The sequence below is a fragment of the Occallatibacter sp. genome (genome assembly GCF_036502485.1).
In the GTDB taxonomy this organism is placed as follows: domain Bacteria; phylum Acidobacteriota; class Terriglobia; order Terriglobales; family Acidobacteriaceae; genus Telmatobacter.
This window is the reverse complement of the sequence record NZ_DASXYM010000103.1, coordinates 1-16,506: the sequence shown is the minus strand read 5'-3', so window position 1 is coordinate 16,506 and position 16,506 is coordinate 1. Positions and strand designations below refer to the sequence as shown.

The following is a 16,506-nucleotide window of genomic DNA, read 5'->3' as shown; positions in this document are numbered from 1 at the left end:
CTGCGGGCTTGCTTTTTGGGGCTCAGGCCGTTCGGGTCGCGGCGATGGCTATTGCGGTTTCAGGGTCAGCGGTTCAGCAAGCCTGAAGCTGAGTGCGGATTCCACCGGGTAGGAGATGTCTCTGCTGTTGCCAGTGGTGGCGGCGCCGACGGTGCCGGCCGCCGCGCCTACGAGAGCACCGATGCCCGCGCCTTTACCGCCTCCGGCGAGTCCGCCGATGGCAGCTCCGACGCCTGTGCCGCCGGCGATGACTCCAGCGGTTCGCTTGCCCTTGCCGGTTGTGGTCTGGGAGATGTCTTCAGCGACGATGTGGTATTCGTGACCTTTGACCGTCAACGATGTCAGGGACAGAGTCAGCACGGCGGCACCCTTGAATTTGCCGGCCTTTTTCGCATCTTTTACCACGCCGGAAACTTCAGATGCGTTCGGGACGAGCATGACGCCGTCAATAGTCAGGGGATTGGCCATGGTGGCGTGGAATACGGTGCCGGGCGTAGCGGTCTTGGACTCGATGGTCTCCCCCAGTCTCACGGTCAGCACAGTGCCGGCGGGGACCACCACGGGCTTGGGAGGAGGAGGCGGTGGCGGAGGAGGCGCTTGCGCCCGTTGCGGCGGGGCAGCAGCCGGTGTGTGGGTATGGACGGGTGCAGGCTGGGTACCGGGATCAACCTGCAACTGGTCGTCGACGGAGACAACGCCGGGCTCAGCTTTGGCGATTTCCTCAACGCGGCTACGTGCCTGCGCGGTGCGCGCCTTGCCGACGATGGAAACTTTCCCTTCGGTGGAAGTGACGTCTATCTGGGAGTCGCTGGCGTTTTGGTCTGCGGCCACCTTGTCGTGAATATCCTGAGCGATCTGATCGTCATTTGGCTTGCTCTTGCAACCCGAGGTGCATAACACCGGGCCGATGAGCAGAGCGGCGAGCAAACAGCGATACATACTCCTGCGCATAAATTCTCCTTCTCTGCGGTGGTGTCCAGCACCTGAGCTGCGAAGTACGCAGAGCGCCGCCGGCCGGGAGTTCCGCGTTCGGTCGCGTCTGGGCTACACCCGGAGCCGATGCTACGAAGGCTCGTGTAACGGGCGGTACTGATAAAAGCGTCAGCGGTCGGGAGCTGACGGTAAGTGTGCAGCCGGGAAGAAATCCGACAGGGCGCGACCGGCTTATTCACGCAACAGTGGAACTATTGTTGCGTGGATAAGCCAGTGGTGCGATTCCGAGTTTCAAGCCCTTGTTTTGATTGCCTTCAGCCCGAAGGATCCAATCAGGCAGAGAAGTCCGAGGAGGCCGATCAGGGGAAGGAGGCTTGCAGTTTTGGGAAGCTCCTTCTCCGGCTCGGCGGCTGGTGCTGCCGGCATCGGCACAGGGACAGCAATGGCGATGAGGATCGGCTGGTCCGGCGGAGGCGGCGGGGGCATGGTTCCCGCGAGCAGGGTCTTTTGAGAAACTTCCGTGATGGGAGTTTCCACGACCTTGGTTGCCGAAACTTTCATACCTTTGCGCAATCCGAACACGTCGGTCTTCTGCCCATTGACCATGAACTCCTGGCCTTTGGGAATTTTGAACGACTGATTGGAGCCGTCTTCGAGGGTCAGAATCACCGTGGAAGGAGCGTTGACGTGCCAGACCTTTCCGGTGACCGTCTGGACGGTAGTGATCAGTTTGGGAGTGGTGGTGGTGGTAATCGTCTTCTCCAGCTTCATACCGGGCTTCAGGTCGTGAATGCCCATCTGCTGTCCGTTGACGGTGACCTTTGCTGACTCTGACACATTCTGGATATCGCGGAGAGTTCCGTCTTCCATCTTCACGACAATCTCGTTGCCGTGGACGTAGACGACCTCGCCACGAGCCACGGTGGTTGTGATCGCTGGTGCGTGTGCCGCGGTTGAGGTGTCGGTCTGCACCTGTGAATTCGACCTGGCGGCAAATGCCACGAACGCCATCGATACCGCCAGCACTGACAGCAAGGTTCTTGTGTTGTTATTACTGGTCATTGTTTTCTTCCTCCTGATGAGCGTTCTGAGAACGCCTTGTGGCGTTTTCCGCCGGGTAAATTGTTTAGAGCTGTTTTCCATCAGACTCCCCTGTGGTTGTTTCAGCCCTGCTGCTGTCGCCAGGCTTTGAGCGTGATGCCTGCACGATGTACCGCCGGGGAGCGCTCCCGAGTGTGTAGAACGGATAGCAGGTCACCAGTGTCAAAGAAGCGTGGCCCTGGGCTTTCAAGACCGTTACGTCGTGCGGATCGACGATGAGAATCCGATCCACGGTGTAGGTGAGAGGTCCTTGCCTGGTTTCGATCTGGATCGCGTCGCCCACCTGAACATCTTTGAGACCTCTGAAGAATCCATCTCGATGTCCGGCAATGCCGGTGTTTCCAATACCGCCTACACTGTCGGTACCCGCTATGTGCCCTACGCCTTCGTTGAGGGCAACCTCATCGGTTCCTTCAAGGATGGGCGCTTCGAGATGGGCAGAGGGGATGCGAAGGATTCCGATGGCCGGCATGGAATGTTTAGCGAGAGCCTCTTTGAAGTGGAGGACTCTGGCAGGGGACCAGAGGGCGAAGTCGGGCGAAGAAGCTGAAGGGGAGCCTGCGTCCGGAGCAGCTTGCAGAGATGTCTGACCCGATCGGAATTGTTCCATGGCGGCGACCGACATAATCTTCCGGTGCGCCATGGCAGCGGCGTAGATTGCGATGAGGACGAGGCCGATCGCGAGCAGTGTCCGGTCGATATGGGAGAGCCATCGCACGTTAAGAGACTCCTGGCGGGACGCAGACGCGCAGTGTAACCGGGAGCAAACATCCCCTGCGCTTTTTCCAGTCGAGGAACACGTTAACTTTGCCTAACTGCCGGGTGTACTGTCAGTAATGACAGCAACGACCTGGGTACGGCACTTTTTCACGACGTTCCGGCATGGTAGAGCATGGTGGGAGACAAGTACCGCTTATCGATAAGCACGGCGTCGATCGCCGCGCAGAGGTCAGTAGCTACGCGGGACTTTACGACGTAAGCGGAGCCGCCCGCTCCCATGGCGGCATTCACGAAATCCGAGTCTTCATGGACACTCAGGAAGATGATCTTGGAGGAGCAGCCGCACAGAACCAGTTCGCGCGCCAGGTCGATTCCATTCAGGGTGTCCATGGAGATGTCGAGCACGATGACTTCAGGCCTGAGTCGGAGGCATTCCTTTACGACGATTGCACCGTCGTTCACCCTGGCAATGACATTGCACTGATGGCTCCTGAGCAAGCGGCTCACTACATCCAGGATTGCCGTATTGTCGTCCGCGAGGAGAATGCTAGGTTTCTTTCTCACGACGTCCTCTCTCGGTTGGATTGGGCGAATGGCGCGGAATCCAAGACTGCTTCAGGTGACCTTAACGGTTGATGCTGAGATTCTAATAACGTGGTTGGCTTTGTGTACTGGTACAAATGACTGAGTTACATTGCTTCTGCAGTCAGGCTCCGGCACGATACCTGTTTCTCTGTCTGATTCATCCTTGAATCAGCGGCACCGTCCCTTGAATGTGGGTTCCGGCCATGCGGCCGGAGTTCACGGAAAATGTTCCGCCGATGGAGTGCAGCCGTTCCCGCATGCTGACGAGGCCGAGCCCCTTGGAGCGATTCTCGTGGTTGAGTTCGAAACCTACGCCGTCGTCCGAAACGTGAAGAAAGATTGAATTTGCCGCGCCCGTCAATTCCACGGACACATGTTGTGCGCGACTATGCTTGACGATGTTTTGAAGGGATTCCTGCGCGGTTCGAAATAGATTGAGCGAGACCGCTTCAGGAAGTTTGTCGGGAACATCCCGAACCACGCACCGGACGTCGAGCTTATGGCGGACGGAGACTTCGCGGCAAAGGCTTCGAATCGCGGAGGACAGGCCGAGGTATTGAAGCTTGGACGGATGAAGCTGACGGGAGAGAAACTGCAGGTCGGCGCCGATTTCGAGTGCGAGCTTCTTCAGAGCCTGTATCTGATGGCGGCGCTGCGGGAGCGTGAGCCGGACCTGCGGCAGGTCAAGTTCCTGAATGCCGTTGCTAAGCAATGCCATGCGCTGGTTGATGTCGTCATGGAGTTCGCGGGCGATACGAGAGCGCTCGCCTTCCTGTGCCTGAATAAGCCGGCCACTCAGGTCTGCCGCGGCCTCTGCGAGATCCTTCTCTTCAGTGATGTCGATACAACAGCCTGCGAATCCTGTAAGGTCTCCATCTTCTGAAGTGAGGGGAGTCGCTCGCACCAGCATCCAGCGATATTGACTGTCATGCCGTTCGAGCCGGATTCTCACGGACAGGGTTCGCCTGGATTCATAGGCCTCGGAGAAACTGCGCTCCCAAACAGCCAGATCTTTTGGGTGGATTCGCTGCATCCATTGGGTTCCCAAGTTGTCTTCTCGCGAAACACCTGTGAACCGCTCCCATTCTTCGCTTAATTCTGTAAGCTGTTTGTCGTCTCGAGACGTCCAAAGAAGTGCAGGCACGCTTTTGGCCAAGCCGGCCGCGCCCATGCGGAGGCCTTCGATGCCGCTTCTCGTCGCGTCGTAGGGTCGATCGCTGAGCATAAGATGACACATCCGCTTCTATTCACTCGAGGAGCGCGCTCATCGTAACCTCATGCGAGACTTCTGTGACACTGTCAGTGATGACAGAGCGGAAGATCGCCTGCATGCAGCTTTCGATCTGAGAATGGGCGCGCAGGAGAGCCACCCTGGGTGGCTCTCCCTCTACGCCGTTAGCTGCCGATAAACTGAACAGCACAGAGCACGCGGGCTGCCCCTGCGTGGCGCTTGCTGTGATTCATTGGTCCCATGGTTCTGGCCCGGGTTCCGGTTTGGTTCTGGCCCAGTGGCCTATCTGCCGAGTTCAGGACTTCTTCGCGGGAGGATAGTTCTTGAACATCTTTGTCATCGCCTTGGTGAGATTCTTTTGCTGCTTTTCGGGCTTGGCTTTGGGGTCGATGGTTTTGCTGACGGTTCCTCTCCACACCAGATCTTTCTGCGCCGAGTCATACATGTCAACGGCGATTTGTCCAATGTAGATGGTGGATGTCTGGCCTGTCGTCATACCGCCGCCGCCGCCATACCAGCCACCTCGACCCCAGCCCGGGCCGTAACCCCAGCCGCTGTCGTAGGACGTGAACTGCTTTTCCTGTCCGATACCGGCCTGGTAGCCAACGTACAGATCCGCGGTGTCGCCGTCGGTCTTGGTGAGTCCTTTCTGACCGAGCTGTACATCGACCGCATCCTTGATCTGCTTATCCACGATGTCATTGACCTGGGCCGCATCTTTCATTTGCACAAATTTGTAAGTTTTATACTTGGAGAAGTCCGTGCTTTTATCGAAGTTATAGCGCACGTCTTGAGCCAGCAGTGTGCTGGCACTAAGCACTACGATCCATACCGACCACCGCAGCAAAGTCTTCATGTCAAGCTCCCTTGTCTGACAATCTGATTGAGGCGCCGATTTACACGGACAATGTCTAATCCTCGACGCGATCTGTGTGACTACAGCCTAGGAAATAGTGATGGCTGCTGAAACTGTTAGTCCTTACAGAGCAGTTGTGCGGCATGAGCGGTTTAGAGATCTGGAGACCGCTTCTGTAAGCAATGCGCTGCTAAGACTGCCATCCACCGCCCAAGGCGTGGTAGAGCTGCACCAGCGCCAGTCGCTCATCAAGCTGCGCTTTGGCGAGTTCAATTTCGGCATCGTAGGCGAGGGTATCTGTATCCAGCACCTCCAAGTAGCTCGCTACTCCCCCGGTATATCGCGCATTGGCAAGCCGAGTTGCATCGACGGCAGCGGTGGTAAGCAAAGCCTGCTGCTCACGGAAGTCCTGGTTCTTGCGGTAGGTGATAAGGGAGTCGGACACATCCCGAAATGCCTGCTGGATGGATTGCTGATATCGGAGGACAGCCTCCTGCTTCTGGGACTCAGTCAGATGCAGGTTTGACCGAAGCTTTCCGCCGGTGAAGATTGGCTGGGCCAGGCCTGCTCCGATACTCCACAGGCCTGCCGGACCGCTAAACAGACTTGTCAGTGCGGAGCTCTGGAACCCCGCATTGCCGGTGAGAGCGATTTGCGGGAAGAACGCGGCTTTGGCGACGCCGATTCTGGCGTTGGCTGCTACCAGTTGTTGCTCGGCGGACTGGATGTCAGGGCGCCTCTCGAGAAGTGAAGAAGGGACTCCAGCGGGAACGCTCGGAGCGATTGCTGTGTCGTTCAGCTTTTTAGCGCGGGGAACGGCTCCCGGGTTGCGGCCCAGCAGCACGCTGATGACGTTCTCCTGCTGGGCGATGCGGCGCTCGAGGTCCGGTATGGCCGCGGCTGCCGTGTACATCAGCTCTTCTGATTGACGCACATCGAGCAGCGAGCCGGTCCCGCCCGTTTGCCGTATCTGTACGAGCCTGAGGGAGTCTTTGCGTGACTGTAACGTGCGCGCGGAGATATCCATTTCGAGGTCGAGCTCGAGCAATTGGAAGTAAGCAGATGCGACGTCTGCAACGACCGAGCTGATGACCGCCTTCTGCCCCCACTCGGTGGAGAGCAGCGAAGCGCGCGCTGCCTCTGTTGCACGACGATATTGGCCCCAAAAATCAAGCTGCCATGTAAGTGAGAGGCCAACCTGCATGGGGCTGCTATAGACGGGCGCACCAATCCTGGAGGTTGGAATGCGCACGTTGGCGGCGCTGGCTCCGGCGGCAATAAACGGGAACTGATCGGCGCGGGTGATTCCCAGGATAGCCTGGGCCTGGAGGACCCGCTCAGCCGCAACGCGAACATCGTAATTCTGCTTGACGGCTTCATGGATGAGGGCCTGCAGTTCCTGATCCTGGAAGACCTCCCACCAGCGTTCGTCGCCGAGCGAGTTGCCGGGCTGGGCCTGCTGGTCAGGCGCGAGCTGACGATACGCGTCGGGAGTTGAAATTGCAGGACGCGCGTAGTTTGGTCCCACCTTGCACCCGCTGAGAAACACGAGGGCGAGAATTACGTGCCAGACTCTTCGCTCCATTCTCAGTCTCCTTCGTGAGGAACCGTTACGGCTTCCAGCGCCGGTTTGGCCTTGGGCTTGGCATGCGAGATCCGCTCCACGAGGTCGAAACACACGGGGATGAGGAAGATGGCGATGATGGAAGCGGCGAGCATGCCGCCGATGACTGCCGTACCCATGACGCGCCTAGAGATTGCGCCTGCGCCGGAAGCGGCCCAGAGCGGCACACATCCGAGGATGAAGGCGAATGCGGTCATCAGGATGGGTCTGAGACGCAGTTTGGCACCGGAAAGAGCTGCTTCTTCTGCAGACTTGCCGCTGTCGTACTCCATCTTGGCGAACTCTACGATCAGGATGGCGTTCTTCGCTGCGAGGCCGATGAGCATGACGAGGCCGATCTGCGCGTACACGTTGTTGTCATAGTGGCGCATCCAGAGGAAGCCAAAGGCGCCGGAAACGGCGATCGGGGTTCCCAGCAGCACGCTGAACGGAAGAGACCAACTTTCATATTGGGCAGCCAGGATAAGGAAGACGAAGAGGAGGGACATGCCGAAGATGACCATAGGGGAGACGCCTTCGGCGGCCTTCTTCTCCTGGTAGGACATTCCGGTGTAGTCAAAGCCCATCTCTGCGGGCATGGAGGCGGCAAATGTTTCTTCGAGGGCTTTCAAGGCCTGCGACGAGCTATAGCCCGGGGCGGCGCTGCCGTTGATCTGCGCGCATCGGAACAAGTTGTAGCGGAGGGTGAATTCGGGTCCGGCGGCCGGCTTGATGGAGGTGAGGGCGCTCATGGGAACCGGTTGGCCGGCGTCGTTGGTGACATAGAACTGGCCGATGTTCTCGGCCTGGGTTCGATAATCACCTTCGGCCTGAACATAGACCTGCCATTGCCTTCCGAACCGGTTGAAGTAATTGACGAACAGCCCTCCCATGAAGGTCTGCATCGTCTTGTAGACATCAGAGAGTTGCACACCCTGGGCGAGGGCGCGGGACCGATCAACATCGACATACACCTGGGGGACCGAGGGTAAAGCAGTGGTACTGATGCCGGCCAGCTCAGGCCGCTTGCGGGCCTCAGCGATGAATTTTTTCAGGTTTTCCGCCAGGAACGCGGGGTCCTTTCCGGCGCGGTCCTCAAGCATGAAGGTGAACCCGCCTGCCGTGCCCACGCCGGGGATCGCCGGGGGTGGAAATGTAATGGCGACGCCCTCAGTGACTTTGGCCAATTCTCTGGCGAAGTGTTTTTTGATGGCGTCGTATTGTTCCTCAGGAGTTTTTCTCTCCGCCCAGTCTTTGAGAGTGATCCAGTAGAACGAGCTGTAAGTGTTCTGTGCTCCGGAGAGCATGCTGAAGCCGAGCACGGCGGTGACTGACCGTACGCCGGGTGTCTGCAGGAGCATCGATTCAATCTTTTGGGAGGCGGCGTCGTTTCTCTGTAGGGAGGCGGCATCGGGCAGTTGCAGACCGGCAAACAGGTACCCCTGGTCTTCGTCGGGCAGGAAGCTGCTGGGCAGGTGCGAGCCGAACCACCATGCGCCGACAGCGGTAGCGGCGAGCAGCAACATACTGAGCGCCGCCTTGCGGATCAAGGCTGCGCAGACAGTGACGTATCCATCGGTGGCACGGCCGAACATGCGATTAAACCAGCGGAAGAAAGCCCCCAGCGGTCCACGGGATGGTTTTTTGGGGCGCAGCAGGAGTGCCGCGAGGGCCGGGCTGAGAGAGAGTGCGTTGAAGGCTGAGAAGATGACCGAGATCGCAATGGTAATGGCAAACTGCTGATAGAGGCGTCCTGTGATTCCGGGGATAAATGCGGTAGGCACGAACACGGCCGACAGGATGAGCGCAATGGCCACGACTGGTCCGGAGACCTCTTCCATTGCTTTATAGGCGGCCTCTGTGGGAGTGAGACCGTGCTCGATGTGGTGCTCGACGGCTTCAACGACGACGATCGCGTCGTCGACGACGATGCCGATGGCAAGCACCATTCCGAAGAGCGACAACGTGTTCACAGAAAACCCGAGCATCGGGAAGACCATGAAGGTAGCGATCAGGGACACGGGAACGGCAAGCAGGGGAATGAGAGTGGTACGCCAGCCCTGGAGGAAGATGTAGACCACAAGAATTACGAGTACGATGGCCTCGAACAGCGTCTTCTGAATTTCTTTCAGACCTTCAGTAACTGCGACGGTGGTATCGAGCGCAACCTCATAGTCGAGGTCCTGCGGAAAGCGCTGCTTGGCTTCTTTCATCAATGCCCGGACGCCAGCAGCGGCTTTGACTGCATTGGTTCCAGGCAGCTGATAGATGGCGACGACCGCGGCGGGTTTGCCGTTGAGCCGGCCGACCATGTTGTAGGTCTGTGCCCCGAGCTCGATGCGCGACACATCCTTGAGGCGCAGGATCGAGCCGTCAGGATTTGCCCTGATGATGATCTGCCCAAACTCTTCAGCCGAAGGAAGGCGGCCCTGGGAACGAACCGCATAGGTAAAGTTCTGGCCCTTGGGAACCGGTTCGCCGCCGATCTGACCTGCGGGGTTTACGGTGTTTTGCGACTGTATGGCCTGGGATATCTGCGGAACGGTAACTCCGAGTTTGGCAAGCTGGTCAGGTCTGACCCAGCAGCGCATCGCATATTGTCCGGCTCCGAAGACGCTAACGCTGGCAATGCCAGGAACGCGCGTGAGCTGGTCATTCAGATTGATATAGGAATAATTGGCGAGGAAGATGTTGTCGTAAGTCCCGTTGGGCGAATAGAGGTCAATCAGCATGAGGGGAGCGGCGGTGGACTTCTGCACGGTCACGCCGTAATTGACGACATCGGGAGGGAGCTGCGAGTTGGCCTGATTGGTGCGCATTTGCGCAAGGATCTGGTCGGTGTTCGGATCGGTGGCGATATCGAAGTTCACGGTCAGAGTCATCTGACCGTTATTCGCGTTATTCGAATACATGTAATTCATGTTGTCGACGCCGCTCATCTGCTGCTCGATAGGCGTGGCAACGGATTGCTCGACGGTGAGGGCATCGGCACCGGGGTAGGTGGCTTTGACCTGCACTTCAGGGGGAGCGATGTTAGGAAACTGCGCGGTGGGAAGGCGCAGCATGGCGACGATTCCGATGATGACCATCAGGATCGCGATGACCATCGCAACAATGGGCCGGCGGATAAAGAATTTCGCCATGGGTTATTCTCCTTCCGCGGTTACCGTGGCCGGCTTGGGATTGACCGTCGCGCCTTCGCGAGCCTTCTGGAGCCCCTCGACGATCACGCGTTCCCCGGGTTTTACGCCTTCGGTCAGGATCCACATCTGCCCGACGCGCTCTCCGGTTTTCACCGGGCGGATGCTGACCTTGTTATCCGGGCTCACGACCATAACGCTATACATTCCCTGGGTTTCAATCACGGCACGTTGGGGGACGAGTGTGGCGTCCTTGGCCATGGATGTGTTTGCGCGGATGCGTCCGAACTGGCCAGGCCTGAGGATCAACTGCGGATTATCGAACGCGCCGGCCACGCGGATGGTGCCAGTCTTGGTGTCGACCTGGCGATCTGCGAACACGAGCCAGCCTTTTGTTGGGAACACCGATCCATCCGCAAGAATGAGTTCGAGATTTTTTTCGCCTGCCCTAGCGTCGGCCTTGCCTTGCGCGACGGCACTGATGCGGCTGGCCGCGTGCAGATACTCTTGTTCGCTCAACGACACGTAAGCTTTGATCGGATTCACTTGCGAGATGGTGGTGAGCAACGTGGTGGGGCCCACCAGATCGCCGATCTGGGCCTTGGCAATGCCGGCGATACCATCGACGAGCGAATAGACCTTTGTGAAGTTGAGGTTTAGTTTGGCCTCGTCGACCTGGGCTTCGGCTGCTTCAACTCCGGCTTTGGCCGCCGCTTTTGCCTGAATGTCGTTGTCGAGTTGTGCCTGCGGGATGGCGCTGAGCTTGGCGAGAGGAGTATCCCGCGCTACATCCAATTCTGTTTTGGAGAGTTGCGCCTGGGTCTGCGCCAACTGGCCCTGTGTCTGTTTCAGAATGGCTTCAAAGGGGCGCGGATCGATTTCGAACAGCAAGTCTCCACGGTGCACGAAGGTGCCATCCTTATATTTCTGCGTCATCAGATAGCCGGTGACTTGCGGCTGGACCTGGGCGTTCACATATCCATCCAGGACCGCGACCCACTCGCGGTAGACGGGGACGTCACGCGAGACCACCTGGCTGACCTCCACGTCCGGCACGGGCGGCGGAGGCGCCACTTCTTTTTTTCCGCAACCTATGGCAATGGCAAAAAGAGCAGAGCAGGCAAGGTACGGTGTGAGGGCGGATGAACAGTGTTTTCTGGACAGACTGGTTCCCTTTGGACGCGCCAGCTCGCGGCTTGAGGGTTCTGACGCGTTCTGCATAGAGACACTCCTGCGGCGTGCAATAAGTTGAGCCTGATGCTAAGCATGCGTACCCGTCTCATGTTAGGTAGAACCAGTTGTTCTGAAACTAGGAGAAGTGACAGGTCGTGCTCGCAAACAGCGGTCTATCGGTGCTTAGATTAGGGAGGAGCGAACGAATAGGACGAGCGCGGACGTCCGGCGTCTGTCAGTTGTCACAGTTGCAGCCGAGTTGCGCCAGCCGGACAGTTTGGACATGCGCAACGGATTTCGGATTCGGGCTGCCTTCGCGGGCATGGCGGCGGCGATTGCATGGACGTGTCTTTCAGAAGCACACGGGGCCGCGCCGGCGCCGCGTATTGGGCTGGTGCTGGAGGGCGGCTCGTCACTTGGCTTGGCGCATATTGGCGTGATCAAGTGGCTTGAGGAACATCACGTGCCGGTGCATTATGTAGCCGGCACCAGCATGGGCGGATTGATTGGCGGGCTGTATGCCACGGGCGCTTCGCCTTCCGAAATGGATCAACTGATAAGCCAGACGGATTGGAACCGTGTGCTTCGCAACGATATCCCGTTCCGCCAGCTCGCGTACCGACGCAAGGAGGACGCGCGTGACTACCCCAACGAGTTGGAGTTCGGTCTGAAGCGCGGCCTGAAGTTTCCCGAGGGCCTGAACTCCGGCTATACCGTGGGGCTGATTCTCGACCGCGTTGCCCTTCCCTACTCGCAGCTCGCCAGCTTCAACCAATTGCCGATTCCCTTTGCCTGCGTTGCAACCGATCTGGTGTCAGGACAGCAACACGTGTTTCGTCAGGGGTCGCTGGCGATGGCGTTGCGTTCCACGATGTCACTTCCGGCTGTGTTCTCGCCGGTCCGGACAAAATCCTCGATCATGGTGGACGGCGGTTTGCTGAACAACCTGCCGGTTGACGTGGCGAAAGACATGGGCGCCGATCTCATCATCGCGGTGCATTTACAAACCAAGAGTACGGAAGTGACGGACAACCTGGCGGCGCTGGGAGTGCTGGGCCGTTCCATCTCGGTAGTCATCGCGGCGAACGAATTGCGCAGCATGCAGAAAGCGGACATTCTGCTTACAGTGCCGCTGCAGGAGTTTGACTCAACCGACTATGCAAAGAGCGCCGAGATCATAAAACTGGGCTACGAGGCGGCGGCCAGCAAGGCAGAGTTGCTGCAGCGCTTCGCGGTGGACGATGCAACCTGGCAGCAATACGAGAGCGACCGGGCCTCGCGTCGCCGCACTGTCTCCGCCCCCGAATTTGTTGAGGTGACGGGGACGAACCCGCGCCTGACCAAGAGCACCGAGAAGACCCTATCGAAGAATGTGGGGGAGCTGGCAGACCCAGCCGAGCTGAACAACAAGCTTACGACCATATTCGGGTCGGGACGCTACTCCCGCGTGAACTATGAGGGTATTGAACGCAATGGCCGCAACGGGCTACTTGTGACCGTGGAAGAGAAGTCTTACGCGCCGCCGACGGTCCGTCCGCTCCTGGCGCTTTCTATGACCGAGGCTCATCGCGCGGAATTTGGGATTGGCGCTCGCATCACGTATCTTGATTTGCTGTTGTTCGGGTCGGAGTGGCGGAACGACATACTTCTTGGCACTGAGACTCTGGGCCGGTCAGCGTTCTACGCGCCGTTCGGAGGCAGCCACCAATGGTTTGTGGAGCCCTCCGGGTTTGTGTTGAACGAGGACGACAGCTTTTATCATGACAAGGATCTTTACGCCGACTACCGTAACCGGCAGGTTGGCGGGACATTCGATTTCGGGCACACATTCGGTTTGAAATCCCAATTACGCGCAGGCTATGAGTTTGCCCATCAGTGGCTGGTGTCCACCACAAAGACCACGCCGTACGGCGAGCCGAGCGGCCGCATTGGAGCGAGTTCTCTTTCTTACCATCTGTTGGGCCGCGACGACGCAATCGTGCCCACTCGCGGCACGGACCTGGACGCCGTAATGCAGTGGTACGACGCGAAGCCAGGCGCGACGGAGGGATTTCCGGCGGCTCTGGCGCAGGTGAAAAGGTTCCAGCCTATCACGAGACATTCGTCACTTTTCTTTGCCGGGAGCGGAGGAACGACGTTCGGATATGAACATACAGGTCTCCCACCCTTTTCACTGGGCGGATTACCCGACCTGCCGGCTTATGGCAGCAATGAATTTGTCACCAACGAATTCGTGCTTGGCAAAGCGGGATATATCGAGAGGGTTCCGCACCTGCCGCCGCTGCTGCTGAATCGGGTTGCAGTACTGGCAGTTGCCGAAGGGGGAAGAGTGAACTACCCCCAGCTGGACCCGGCCTATCCGGTGGATATCAGCGGAGCTCTGGTCATCAAGACGATGTTCGGACCCATGGAGATGGGAGCGGCGCTGGGGGCCGATGGCCACCATAAGTTCTTCTATCAGATCGGCAGGATTTTCTAAGGCCCTTGCTGAAAATTCCCGTGGGGAGCAGCAGCGAGACAGCCTGTTTCGATCGATCGTTCAGCCCACAGTTTCAACTTGGTTTGGGCGGGGCTCGGGCCGCTCGAGGACTTGAGCGGGCGGGTTGGCGGTGCTTTCCGCCGCCAGAGCGCCGCCCTGAATGATGACTTGCGATGGCAGTGCAATGCGGGAGCCTGCCTCCTCGATGATATGCATGACTCCGAGCAGCAACTGCTGCTGTATTACCAGAAAGCCCTCCCAACCTGTCGCGTTCACGTAAGCGAAGACTTCAACATCGAGAGAATAGGCGCCCAGGGCTGTGAATCGAACGCGGAAGGAACCCCGCTCCACTTCTTGCCGATCATTGAGAAATGCCTGAATCCGGTTCAGGATGAGTTCCATCTGCCGTGCCGTTGTGCCGTGAGCGAGGTTCAGTGTCGGGTGGAACCAGAACTTGTCGCGTGCGGAGAAGGCCTCAATGTTCATATTGGCAAGCTGCCCGTTGGGCACGCTGACCAGAGTTCGGTCGGGTGTGCGGACGACGGTGGACCGCAGACCAATTTCTTCAACGGTTCCCTGCACGGTACCGAACTTGAGCGAATCGCCCACCTTGACCGCCTGGTCGAGGATGATGGATGCGCCGCCTATGACGTTTTCGAGTGTCTTTTGGGCAGCCAGGGCCACGGCTATGCCGCCGACCCCGAGACCGGCGAGGGCCGGTGTCGGGTTGATTCCGAAGAGGAACAGGATGGAGAGGACGCCAGCGAAGATGATGAGGAGGTCAGCGACACGCCTTCCAAGTCTCAGGATCGAAGTGGTCCCTTCGAGTTTGCGTCTTCTAAGCTGTCTCTGCACCAAGCGCTCGGCGCGGGCATTGAGTCGGATCAGAAGCCAAGTGAAGGCGCCGAGAAGGACGATTGTGGCTATGTCCGTCCAGAATTGCCGTGCCAGCAGGGAAAGACCGGCCTCGGTGCGCATGCTGAACATGGCGATGCCGATGAGGATCAAGCGCAGGGGGTGGGAGAGGACTTCCGAACTGGGGGGCTGGTCGAGCCTCCCTTTACGTCGCCACACCAGACGGACGATGAGGCGGTAGCCACGATTCAAGAGAAAGGACAAGCCATAGAGAACCGGAAACCCGGCAAGAACGATGATCCACTCAAACAGCGGGATTTGGACAATCCTGTTGGCCACCAGGAAGTGCGGCAGACGTTTGCCGAGCTCGTTTGCATTGACCTCTTCGAAGGCTGCTGGAATGGAGGTGAGGGTGTCGGCGGAGAACAGCCAGATTTTTCCAGCCTTATGGTCGTCGACCCTGGTGAGGGCGATCTCGATGTCGCCGTTATCGGTGGCGATGGTTCCCACCACGTCGCGGTTGGGATTGAGCGGATCGAGCAGCGACCCTTCAGGACTTTCGCTGAGCTGGTTTAGCCTGGCGGGAAGCCGTTTATCGAGGACGAGGGCAAACTGCTGTGCGAGGGTCTCCGCATCTGTGCCACGCAGATGGGTTTGCAGGTACTCGGTGGCGAGTTGGAAGTTCCCTTTATGCGCTGCGTCCAAGAAGCCAAATACGGCAGTTCGGGGCGTGGAGCGCCCCAGGGGATCGCTGGCTTTCTCAACGGCGGGACTGGGCTGAGGCTGGGTGTTTCCGGAAAGAAGCGGGACCTGGGAACGCACCGGAGCGGGCCCGGCACCGCCGGCGGCGATGCCGATCAAGGCGCCAAGAACCCACAACCTTGCGGATCGGGAATGGGGTTTTTCCATAAAATTCGATACAGCCACCGGGAATGCAACGGCGCGTTCCACGGGCCCTATCTGCGCGTATACCCCTGGCCAGGTTCTGAGAGGACTCGCATTTCTACCAGTCGAGGAAACCTTCTGAGTTCTGCATCCTGAGTCGAGATCGTGTAGAGTGAGTGACCTTACGGCTTGTTTTTGCCATCTGGGCCAGAATGCTTTTTACGCGAGACCCCTGTGGAGGATGCGCATGCAACACCCTCGAGTAATCATCGCCGACGATCACAAAATGGTGGCAGAGCTTTTCAGGGAGGTGCTGTCGCCGGAGTTCGATGTCATCGCCATGGTTGAAGATGGTCAGGAGCTGGTTACCGCTGCCGCGCGACTCAAGCCCGATATTGTTCTTGCCGACATTTCCATGCCGATTCTCAATGGTCTTGACGCCGGCCAGCGGGTCAAGGAGGTATCCCCCACCACGAAGGTCATTATTGTCACAATGAATCCCGACCCGGAGATTGCTGCCGAAGCATTCCACCGGGGCATCTCCGGTTATGTAGTAAAGACATCCGATGCTACTGAGCTGGTGAATGCATTAAAAGATGTGCTGCGCGGACGAACGTATCTCTCCTCCGGCATTTCTCGTGATGATGTAGCGGTCCTCCGGTGGCAGAACAAGAAATTTGTTCAGGAAGAGCAGCGACTCACGCCGCGGCAAATCGAGGTGCTGGAGCTGCTGGTGCAGGGGCGGCGCATGAAGGAGATTGGCGTACGACTCAACCTGTCCGCCAGGACGGTGGCGTTTCACAAGTACAGGATCATGGAAGTCCTGGGAGCCAAGAGCAATGCGGATCTGATCAAGTACGCGGTGCGAAACCATATCGCCGGCGCGTGACGGTTCTGCGGGCCGTAATTATCAGTTTGCAGCGGCCGTTTCAATAACTTTCAGGG

At 58.4% G+C, this 16,506-nt stretch carries 12 protein-coding genes; 2 read left to right on the top strand and 10 right to left on the bottom strand.

What is annotated here, in order from left to right:
* Window positions 1-48 precede the first annotated feature (48 nt).
* The 9 genes from VGL22_RS14070 to VGL22_RS14030 form a co-directional block, all read right to left on the bottom strand.
* Window positions 49-951 (bottom strand): BON domain-containing protein, encoded by a 903-nt coding sequence (locus VGL22_RS14070; protein WP_465267567.1) that lies wholly within the window; start codon window positions 949-951, stop codon window positions 49-51.
* 273 nt (window positions 952-1,224) lie between these two features.
* The gene (locus tag VGL22_RS14065) at window positions 1,225-1,995 is read right to left on the bottom strand and encodes a hypothetical protein (RefSeq protein ID WP_465267566.1); all 771 of its coding nucleotides are present in this window, start codon (window positions 1,993-1,995) and stop codon (window positions 1,225-1,227) included.
* Between the two features lie 64 nt (window positions 1,996-2,059).
* Entirely contained in the window at window positions 2,060-2,752 is a 693-nt protein-coding gene (locus tag VGL22_RS14060; protein WP_465267565.1) for a class D sortase, read from the bottom strand.
* A 149-nt stretch (window positions 2,753-2,901) separates the two neighbouring features.
* A complete protein-coding gene (locus VGL22_RS14055; protein WP_465267564.1) occupies window positions 2,902-3,318 on the bottom strand; it encodes a response regulator in 417 nt (138 codons plus the stop codon).
* Between the two features lie 178 nt (window positions 3,319-3,496).
* On the bottom strand, window positions 3,497-4,510 hold the full coding sequence (locus VGL22_RS14050) for a sensor histidine kinase (RefSeq protein ID WP_465267563.1): 1,014 nt from the start codon (window positions 4,508-4,510) through the stop codon (window positions 3,497-3,499).
* Window positions 4,511-4,865: 355 nt separating this feature from the next.
* Window positions 4,866-5,426, bottom strand: a complete 561-nt coding sequence (locus VGL22_RS14045; RefSeq protein WP_465267562.1) for a DUF4136 domain-containing protein — start codon at window positions 5,424-5,426, stop codon at window positions 4,866-4,868.
* Between the two features lie 190 nt (window positions 5,427-5,616).
* Window positions 5,617-7,011: an efflux transporter outer membrane subunit gene (locus VGL22_RS14040; protein WP_465267561.1), complete on the bottom strand. Its 1,395-nt coding sequence runs from the start codon at window positions 7,009-7,011 to the stop codon at window positions 5,617-5,619.
* A gap of 2 nt (window positions 7,012-7,013) precedes the next feature.
* Window positions 7,014-10,172: an efflux RND transporter permease subunit gene (locus VGL22_RS14035; protein ID WP_465267560.1), complete on the bottom strand. Its 3,159-nt coding sequence runs from the start codon at window positions 10,170-10,172 to the stop codon at window positions 7,014-7,016.
* Window positions 10,173-10,175: 3 nt separating this feature from the next.
* Window positions 10,176-11,243 (bottom strand): efflux RND transporter periplasmic adaptor subunit, encoded by a 1,068-nt coding sequence (locus tag VGL22_RS14030; RefSeq protein ID WP_465267559.1) that lies wholly within the window; start codon window positions 11,241-11,243, stop codon window positions 10,176-10,178.
* A 382-nt stretch (window positions 11,244-11,625) separates the two neighbouring features.
* On the opposite strand from VGL22_RS14030, the gene VGL22_RS14025 reads away from it, so the two are divergent.
* Window positions 11,626-13,821 (top strand): patatin-like phospholipase family protein, encoded by a 2,196-nt coding sequence (locus VGL22_RS14025; RefSeq protein ID WP_465267558.1) that lies wholly within the window; start codon window positions 11,626-11,628, stop codon window positions 13,819-13,821.
* Between the two features lie 60 nt (window positions 13,822-13,881).
* Here VGL22_RS14025 and VGL22_RS14020 read toward each other — a convergent pair whose 3' ends face one another.
* Window positions 13,882-15,627 carry a mechanosensitive ion channel family protein gene (locus VGL22_RS14020; protein ID WP_465267557.1) on the bottom strand — a complete coding sequence of 582 codons (1,746 nt, stop codon included), beginning with the start codon at window positions 15,625-15,627 and terminating at the stop codon, window positions 13,882-13,884.
* Window positions 15,628-15,808: 181 nt separating this feature from the next.
* On the opposite strand from VGL22_RS14020, the gene VGL22_RS14015 reads away from it, so the two are divergent.
* Window positions 15,809-16,450, top strand: a complete 642-nt coding sequence (locus tag VGL22_RS14015) for a response regulator transcription factor (protein ID WP_465267556.1) — start codon at window positions 15,809-15,811, stop codon at window positions 16,448-16,450.
* The last annotated feature ends 56 nt before the right edge of the window (window positions 16,451-16,506 follow it).